Here is a 7,701-nt window from a genome sequence, read left to right as displayed (position 1 = left end):
GCACCGCCATCGCGGCGGCCGCCCGCCCCGGACCGGGACGGTCCGGCCTCACGCGGTCGCCTTCGCCGTCGCCGGGGTATCGCGCGCGTTCCTGGCGAAGGCGCGCGTCCGGCGGGTGGGCGAGACGCTCGGGGCATGGACGATAACGACTCCGGCCTCCTCCAACGGGTCGCTGATCGTGAGGAGGACGCTCTTGGCCCGCCGCCGCACCGGCAGTTGCGGTCCGAGCCGGCGCTCCAGGTCGGCGATCCCGGGGGAGATGCCCGCCCGGGATGCGTGGCACCGCACGGCGGCAGCTCTCATGGAGCCCGTGTTCGCCACGGCCACGAAGTACTCCGGCTGTCCGAGCGAGAAGTCAGCGGCCATGGGCCGTCCCAGCCCTCCTCAGTCGTGCGGTGCCTGTCCGCTGACCCGGTGGTCCGCGTGGCTCAGCGCCTCCACGACCAGGCGCCGCAGATGCCCGTCGGCGAGGCTGTAGTGGATGTGGCGCCCTTCCCGGCGGGTGTCCACGAGCCCGGCGAGCCGCAGCTTCGCCAGATGCTGGCTGACCGCCGTGCGCGACGCCTCGCAGCGGTCGGCCAGTGAGCCGACGTCCGACTCGCCCTGCGCGAGCAGCCACAGCAGATGCAGCCGGGTGGCGTCGGAGAGCATCGCGAACACCCCGGTCGCCTCGGCGAGCCGTGCGCTGTCGGGGGCGCGCAGATGCGCACCGGACGCAGGTGACACGGCATGGCGATCAGGCATGAGCCCAGCGTAGGCGCTCCGCCGGGGGCGTGGGGGCGTGCGCTGTCTGCGGCTTCGTCGTGGCTGGTCGCGCCCACACGGCAAAGCCGCACATGTCACAGCCCCACGCCCCGTCAGGAACGTCACCGCGTTCGGAACCTTCATGTGCGCAGGTGCGCACATGAAGGTTACACTCGGCTGTACGGACCGCAACGTCACGCCGAGGGGAGCCGTTCCCATGCTCGCCGTCCTGCGTCACCGCGCCTATCGGCGACTGTTCGCCGCCCAGGTCGTGGCCCTGGTGGGCACGGGGCTCGCGACCGTCGCCCTCGGGCTGCTGGCCTACGACCTCGCGGGCGCCGACGCCGGTTCCGTCCTCGGTACGGCCCTCGCGATCAAGATGGTGGCGTACGTGGTGATCGCCCCGGCTGTCGGCGCGGTCGCCGACCGGCTGCCGCGCCGGGCGCTGATGGTGACGGCGGACCTGATGCGCGCCGGGATCGCCGTGTCCCTGCCGTTCGTCGGCGAGGTGTGGCAGGTGTACGTCCTGGTCTTCCTCCTCCAGTCCGCCTCGGCCGCGTTCACGCCCACGTTCCAGGCCGTCATCCCCGACGTGCTGCCCGAGGAGCGCGACTACACACGGGCGTTGTCGATGTCACGGCTCGCGTACGACCTGGAGAGCCTCTTCTCCCCCGCGCTCGCGGCCGCCCTGCTGTCCGTCATCACCTACGACTGGCTGTTCACCGGCACCGTGCTCGGATTTCTCGCCTCGGCCGCGCTGGTGGTCTCGACCGCCCTGCCCGAGCGGGCCGCCGCCACCGTCCCGCGCACGGGCGGCGCGTACACCAGGGCCACGGCCGGTACCCGCCTCTTCCTCGCCGTCCCCGGGCTGCGGGCCCTGCTCGCCCTGAACCTCGCCGTCGCGGCCGCCGGTGCGATGGTGACGGTCAACTCCGTCGTCTACGTCCGCGATGTGCTGGGCCTGTCGGCGGGCGCCGTACCGCTGGCGCTGGGGGCGTACGGGGCCGGGTCGATGGCCGTGGCCCTGGTACTGCCGCGCCTGCTGGACAAGGTGCAGGACCGGGCGGTGATGCTGCCGGGCGCGCTGTCGCTGACCGTCGTCTTCGCCGGGCTCGGAGGTGTCACGGCCGCGCCGGGCGGGGGTTGGCGGCTGCCCGCGTTGCTCGTCCTCTGGGCCGCGTTCGGTGCCGCGTCCTCGGCGGTGCTCACCCCGGCCGGACGGCTCGTCCGCCGCTCGGTGGCGCCCGGGGAGCGTACCGCCGCGTTCGCCGCGCAGTTCTCCCTCTCGCACGGCTGCTGGCTGCTGACGTACCCGCTGGCCGGGTGGCTGGGAGCGGCAGCGGGGCTCAACTGGGCGGTGCTCGCGCTGGGTTCGATCGGCGTGGGTGCGGCGCTTCTGGCCGTACGGCTGTGGCCGGCGCGGTCGACGGCCGACGGGCACGCGGCCCCCGTGCCGGCGTCCCACGTGCACGCGGACCTTCCCCTCGGCCACCCTCATCTGGCGGGGGCCCTGCGGGTGCGGGCGGGCTGGCTGCACAGCCACGGGCACCTCACGGACGGGCTGCACGCGCGGTAGCACAGCGCGAGCTCCGGCGTGTGCGCCGCGGACGCCTGTGGCGAGTACGTCGTTCACGCATCACGATCGGGCTTGCTCTCGGAGGACGCGACGGGCTCGGTGCGCGCCGGGGGCGGCCAGAGCGGCGTGCCGTGCGGTGAGGTGCTCGCCGCCCGCCCGCAGCGCGGTCGGCGCACTCGTCGAGTGACGCCGACGGTGAACCGTCAGACACTGAGCGCCGACCGGACGGTCTGCTCGGCCCCCGTACCCCCCTCTCCCGAGGAGGTGACCCGGCCCGCCTCCAGCACGTAGTACCGCTGCGCCGCCCGCATGGCGAAGCCCACGTGCTGTTCGACGAGGAGCACGCAGAGGCCGCCCCGGCGGGTCAGGGCGAGGATCGTCCCCTCGATCTCGGCGACCACGGACGGCTGGATGCCCTCGGTCGGCTCGTCGAGCAGGAGGAGTCTCGGGCGGGTGATCAGGGCGCGGGCGAGGGCGAGCTGCTGGCGCTGGCCGCCGGAGAGGAGACCTGCCCGGCGGCCGGACAGCTCCCGCAGGACGGGGAACAGGTCCAGGGCTTCCGCGACCGCCTCCTTTCCGTCCCGGCGGCCGTCGGCGACCAGTTGCAGGTTCTCGGCGGTGGTGAGGTGCGGGAAGGACTGCTGGCCCTGGGGGACGTACGCCATGCCCCTGGCCACCCGCTGGTGCGGGGCGAGGTGGGTGATGTCCTCGCCGTCCAGCAGGACGGTCCCGCCCTTCGGCTTGACGAGCCCCATGGCGGCGCGCAGGAGGGTGCTCTTGCCGGCGCCGTTGTGGCCCAGGACGGCTGCGACACCGTCGCGCGGGACGGAGACGGTCACACCGTGCAGCACGGTCGTGCGGTCGTAACCGGCCTGGACGGAGTTGATCTCCAGCATGGGTGTCACGCCTCCTCGGCGACGGGGACGGGAGCGGCGACCTGTTCGACGGCGCTCACGGACGCGGGCTCGGGCTCGGGCTCCGGCTCGGACGCGCGGCCGAGGTAGACCTCCTGGACCTTGGCGTCGGCCTGCACCTCGGTGACGGAGCCCTCGCTGAGGACGCGGCCGGCGTGCAGGACGGTGACGCTGCGGGCGAAGGAGCGCATGAAGTCCATGTCGTGTTCGATGACCACCACCGTGTGGTCCTCACCGACCCGCTGCAACAGCTCGCCCGTGGCCTCGCGTTCGTCGTGGCTCATGCCGGCGACCGGCTCGTCGAGCAGCAGCAGTTTCACGTCCTGGACGAGCAGCATGCCGATCTCCAGCCACTGCTTCTGGCCGTGCGCGAGCACACCCGCCGGACGGTCGCGCAGCGCCGTCAGACCGGTCGTCTCCAGGGCCCTGGTCACCTCCTCCGGGACGCCCTTGCGGCGCCGGAGCATCGTCAGGGGGCCGCGCCCGGCGCCCGCCGCGATGTCGAGGTTCTGCAGGACGGTCAGCTCCTCGAAGACCGTGGCCGTCTGGAACGTACGGCCGATGCCTCTGCGGGCGATCCGGTGCACCGGCTTGCCGATGAGTTCCTCGCCGCCGAAGCGGACCGATCCGGTGGACTTCACCAGTCCGGTGACGGCGTCGACGAGCGTGGTCTTGCCGGCACCGTTCGGGCCGATGAGGAAGCGCAGGTCGCCGGGGCGGATGTCGAGGTCCACGCCGTCGACGGCCTTGAAGCCGTCGAACGTGACCCGCAGGTCGCGGACCGTCAGTCCCTCGCCGCTCATGCCGTTCCTCCTGTCGGGGCCGAGGCCGGGGCCGTCATGGTGGTGGTCGTCGTGGGGGTACGGCGCCGGCGCGCCACGCTCGCCAGGGAGGCCAGGCCGCCGGGCAGGAAGCCGACCGCCAGTACGAACAGCAGACCCTGGAGGTAGGTCCACGCGGCGGGGAAGGCCTCGGAGAGAGTGCTCTGCGCCCAGGCCACCGCGATCGCGCCGAGCACGGCACCCACCAGGGAGGCCCGGCCGCCCACCGCCGCGCCGATGACGAAGCCGATGGACGGCACGACGCCGATCAGCGCCGGGGAGATGATGCCGACCGCCGGGACGAACAGGGCGCCCGCGAGGCCCGCCATGCCGGCCGCCACGACGTACGCGACGAGCTTGACGTTGGCGGGGTCGTAGCCGAGGAAGCGCACGCGCTCCTCGGAGTCCCTTACGGCGACGAGGAGTTCGCCGTAGCGGCTGACGAACAGCTGGCGGGCGGCGGCCATCAGCAGCAGGAGCACGGCGGCGATGACGAAGTACACCATCCGCTGGTTGACGGGGTCGTCGAGGTCGTACCCGAAGAAGCCCTGCATGTCGGTGAGACCGTTGGTGCCGCCGGTGGTGGCCTGCTGGCCGACGAGCCAGATGGCGAGGGCGGCGGCCAGTGCCTGGCTGAGGATCGCGAAATACGCGCCCTTCACCCGTCGGCGGAAGACGAGGAAGCCGAGCAGCGCGGCGACCGCCATGGGCAGCAGCACGGTCATGGCGAGGGCGAAGGCCGGGTCGGCGAACGGCCGCCACCACCAGGGCAGGGTGTCGCCGGTGCCGTAGAGCTGCATGAAGTCGGGCAGCGTCTGGCCTGTGTCGGCCGCGTCGGCGAGCTTGAGGTGCATGGCCATGGCGTAGCCGCCGAGGCCGAAGAAGACGCCCTGGCCGAGGACGAGCAGCCCGCCGCGGCCCCAGGCGAGGCTCACACCGACCGCCACGATCGCGTAGCACAGGTACTTGGCCAGGAGGCTGAGCCGGAAGTCGGAGAGCGCGAGCGGGGCGACCCCGATGAGCAGGGCGGCGCCGAGGAGGAAGGCGCCGGGGACACGGAAGCGGTCCAGGAGGGAGGGCGACGGCTCCGCCGCGGGAGCCGTCTTCTCGGGGGAGGGCGTGGTCGTCGTCATGCCAGGCTCCGGGTGCGCAGTGTGTACAGGCCCTGCGGTCGCCACTGCAGGAAGGCGACGATCGCCACGAGCACGATGACCTTGGCGACGCTGACCGTCGTCGAGTACTCCAGTACGGACTGCAGGACGCCGAGTGCGAAGGCGGTGATGACGGCTCCCTTGAGCTGGGCGACGCCGCCGACGACCACGACCAGGAAGGCGTCGACGATGTAGTTGGTGCCCATCGTCGGGCCGATCGGGCCGACCAGGGTGAGCGCGACACCGGCCACTCCCGCGAGGCCCGAGCCGATGAAGAACGTCGTACGGTCCACGCGTTCGGTCGCGATGCCGGACACCTCCGCGAGGTCCCGGTTCTGCACGACGGCCCGGATACGGCGGCCCAGCGGGGTCGTCCTCAGGATCAGGGTGAGGCCGAGGACGCTGAGCAGGGCGAGGCCGAGGATGAACAGCCGGTTGTTGGCGAAGGTGATGCCGCCGACCGAGATGTTGCCGGTGAGCAGGTCCGGGGCGCGGGTCTGGACGTTCGGGGCGCCGAAGACGTCCCGGGCCAGCTGCTGGAGCATCAGGGAGACGCCCCAGGTGACCAGCAGGGTGTCCAGGGGTCTGGTGTACAGACGCCGGATGAGGAGCCATTCGAGCAGCGCGCCCATCGTCCCGGCCACGAGGAAGGCCAGCGGCAGGGCGAGCAGCAGGGAGACACCGGCACCGCTGATGTACTTCTGCAGCACGTACGTGGTGTACGCGCCGGCCATGATGAACTCGCCGTGCGCCATGTTGATCACGCCCATCTGACCGAAGGTCAGGGTCAGGCCGAGGGCGATGAGCAGGAGGACGGCACCGATGCTGATGCCGGTGAAGGACTGGTTGAGGACGACCGTCATTGAGCGGCTCCGGGTCGGGGGAAGGGTTGTTCGGCGGGCGCGGTCCGGTGGGGCTTCTCACGCGGTTCCCCGCACCCCTGAGAAGCAGGGGCGGCGCCCTGTGCTTCTCAGCCCGAAAGCCCGTCGTCTTCAGGCCCACGGGGCCTGATCTTTTAGGGGCGCGGGGAATTGCGCGACCAGCGCCCACCCACCGTCGGACTCACGAGAGACCGGCGGCCCAGTCGTAACCCTTCAGATACGGGTCCGGCTTGATCGGCTTGCCGGAGTTCCAGACCTCCTCGATCAGGCCGTCCGAGCCGATCCTGCCGATGCGGGCGGTCTTGTAGACGTGCTGGGTGGCTCCGTCGACGGTGACCTTGCCCTCGGGGGCGTCGAGTTCGATGCCCCCGGAGGCCTTCTTGACCTTCGGCACGTCGAAGGAGCCGGCCTTCTCGACCATCTCCTTCCAGAGGTAGAGGGAGATGTAGGCGGCCTCCATCGGGTCGCTGGTCGGCTTGTCCTTGCCGTAGGCCGCCTGATAGGCCGCGACGAACTTGGTGTTGGCGGCGCCCGGCGTGGTCTCGTAGTAGTTCCAGGCGGTCAACTGGCCCTCCAGGTACTGGGTGCCGATGCTCTTGACCTCCTCCTCGGCGATCGACACCGACAGCACCGGCAGGCTCTTCGCGGCCAGCCCGGCGGACTTGTACTCCTTGAAGAAGGCCACGTTGCTGTCGCCGTTGAGGGTGTTGAACACGGCGTCCGCGCCGGCGTCCTTGACCTTGTTGACGATGGTGCTGAACTCGGTGGAGCCGAGCGGCGCGTAGTCCTCGCCGACCACCTTCATGCCCTGGGCCTGCGCGTACGCCTTGATGATCTTGTTGGCGGTGCGCGGGAAGACGTAGTCGCTGCCCACCAGGTACAGCCGTGTCAGGCCCTGCTTCTTGAGGTAGTCGAGGGCGGGGACGATCTGCTGGTTGGTGGTGGCGCCGATGTAGAAGATGTACGGGGACTGTTCCAGGCCCTCGTACTGCACGGGGTAGAAGAGGAGCGACTTGTAGCGCTCGAAGACCGGCTTGACGGCCTTGCGGCTGGCGGAGGTCCAGCAGCCGAAGGTGGCGACCACCTTGTCGTCGGTGATCAGGGCCTCCGCCTTCTCGGCGAAGGTCGGCCAGTCGGAGGCGCCGTCCTGGCTGATGGGCTTCAGTTTCTTGCCCAGGACGCCACCGGCGGCGTTGATCTCCTTCACCGCGAGGAGCAGCGCGTTGTGGACGGTGACCTCGCTGATGGCCATCGTGCCCGAGAGCGAGTTCAGCAGACCCACCTTGACGGTGTCGCCGGAGGTGTCCGCCTGCGCTCCGGCGGCCGACGACGTGCCGCTGCCGGTCTTGGCGCCGCACGCACTGAGGGCGACGGTCGTACCGAGCGCCGACGCGCCCGCGAGAAGACCGCGTCTGTTGATGCCGATCCCGGACATGCAATACCTCCTAGGTCGCTGAAGTGCGACCACAGCCTGCGAGGTCACTGTTTCCCTCGCGTTTCGGCGCAATTGAAGAACAGTTTCCTGAGGAAGTATTTTTTTGAGGCCCCGAAATATTTGTCACTTCTCACAGAAAGGATGTACTCCTGCTTTGTCTGTCAGGAGCGGGATGGTCG

The 7,701-nt window shown here is 70.8% G+C and carries 8 protein-coding genes; 1 reads left to right on the top strand and 7 read right to left on the bottom strand.

Going from position 1 to position 7,701, the window contains the following annotated elements:
* Positions 1-48: 48 nt before the first annotated feature.
* Together AWZ10_RS28015 and AWZ10_RS28010 are read right to left on the bottom strand one after the other, a co-directional pair.
* Positions 49-366, bottom strand: a complete 318-nt coding sequence (locus AWZ10_RS28015) for a helix-turn-helix domain-containing protein (protein WP_046702951.1) — start codon at positions 364-366, stop codon at positions 49-51.
* An 18-nt stretch (positions 367-384) separates the two neighbouring features.
* Positions 385-744: an ArsR/SmtB family transcription factor gene (locus tag AWZ10_RS28010; protein WP_046702950.1), complete on the bottom strand. Its 360-nt coding sequence runs from the start codon at positions 742-744 to the stop codon at positions 385-387.
* A 217-nt stretch (positions 745-961) separates the two neighbouring features.
* On the opposite strand from AWZ10_RS28010, the gene AWZ10_RS28005 reads away from it, so the two are divergent.
* On the top strand, positions 962-2,320 hold the full coding sequence (locus AWZ10_RS28005; RefSeq protein ID WP_046702949.1) for an MFS transporter: 1,359 nt from the start codon (positions 962-964) through the stop codon (positions 2,318-2,320).
* Positions 2,321-2,523: 203 nt separating this feature from the next.
* On the opposite strand, the gene urtE is transcribed toward AWZ10_RS28005, so the two are convergent.
* The 5 genes from urtE to urtA form a co-directional block, all read right to left on the bottom strand.
* Positions 2,524-3,216, bottom strand: a complete 693-nt coding sequence (gene urtE, locus AWZ10_RS28000) for an urea ABC transporter ATP-binding subunit UrtE (RefSeq protein ID WP_046702948.1) — start codon at positions 3,214-3,216, stop codon at positions 2,524-2,526.
* A 5-nt stretch (positions 3,217-3,221) separates the two neighbouring features.
* A complete protein-coding gene (urtD, locus tag AWZ10_RS27995; RefSeq protein ID WP_046702947.1) occupies positions 3,222-4,037 on the bottom strand; it encodes an urea ABC transporter ATP-binding protein UrtD in 816 nt (271 codons plus the stop codon).
* The gene (gene urtC / locus AWZ10_RS27990) at positions 4,034-5,188 is read right to left on the bottom strand and encodes an urea ABC transporter permease subunit UrtC (RefSeq protein ID WP_046702946.1); all 1,155 of its coding nucleotides are present in this window, start codon (positions 5,186-5,188) and stop codon (positions 4,034-4,036) included. The genes urtD and urtC overlap by 4 nt, the downstream gene beginning before the upstream one ends.
* On the bottom strand, positions 5,185-6,069 hold the full coding sequence (gene urtB / locus AWZ10_RS27985) for an urea ABC transporter permease subunit UrtB (protein WP_060892349.1): 885 nt from the start codon (positions 6,067-6,069) through the stop codon (positions 5,185-5,187). The genes urtC and urtB overlap by 4 nt, the downstream gene beginning before the upstream one ends.
* Before the next feature lie 199 nt (positions 6,070-6,268).
* Positions 6,269-7,522, bottom strand: coding sequence for an urea ABC transporter substrate-binding protein (urtA, locus tag AWZ10_RS27980; protein WP_046702944.1), 1,254 nt, complete (start codon positions 7,520-7,522; stop codon positions 6,269-6,271).
* Between the last annotated feature and the right edge of the window lie 179 nt (positions 7,523-7,701).

Origin of the sequence: Streptomyces europaeiscabiei (genome assembly GCF_001550375.1) — a bacterium.
Classification (GTDB): domain Bacteria; phylum Actinomycetota; class Actinomycetes; order Streptomycetales; family Streptomycetaceae; genus Streptomyces; species Streptomyces europaeiscabiei.
The sequence above is the reverse complement of the archived record's forward strand: the minus strand, read 5'-3'. Positions and strand labels throughout refer to the sequence as shown.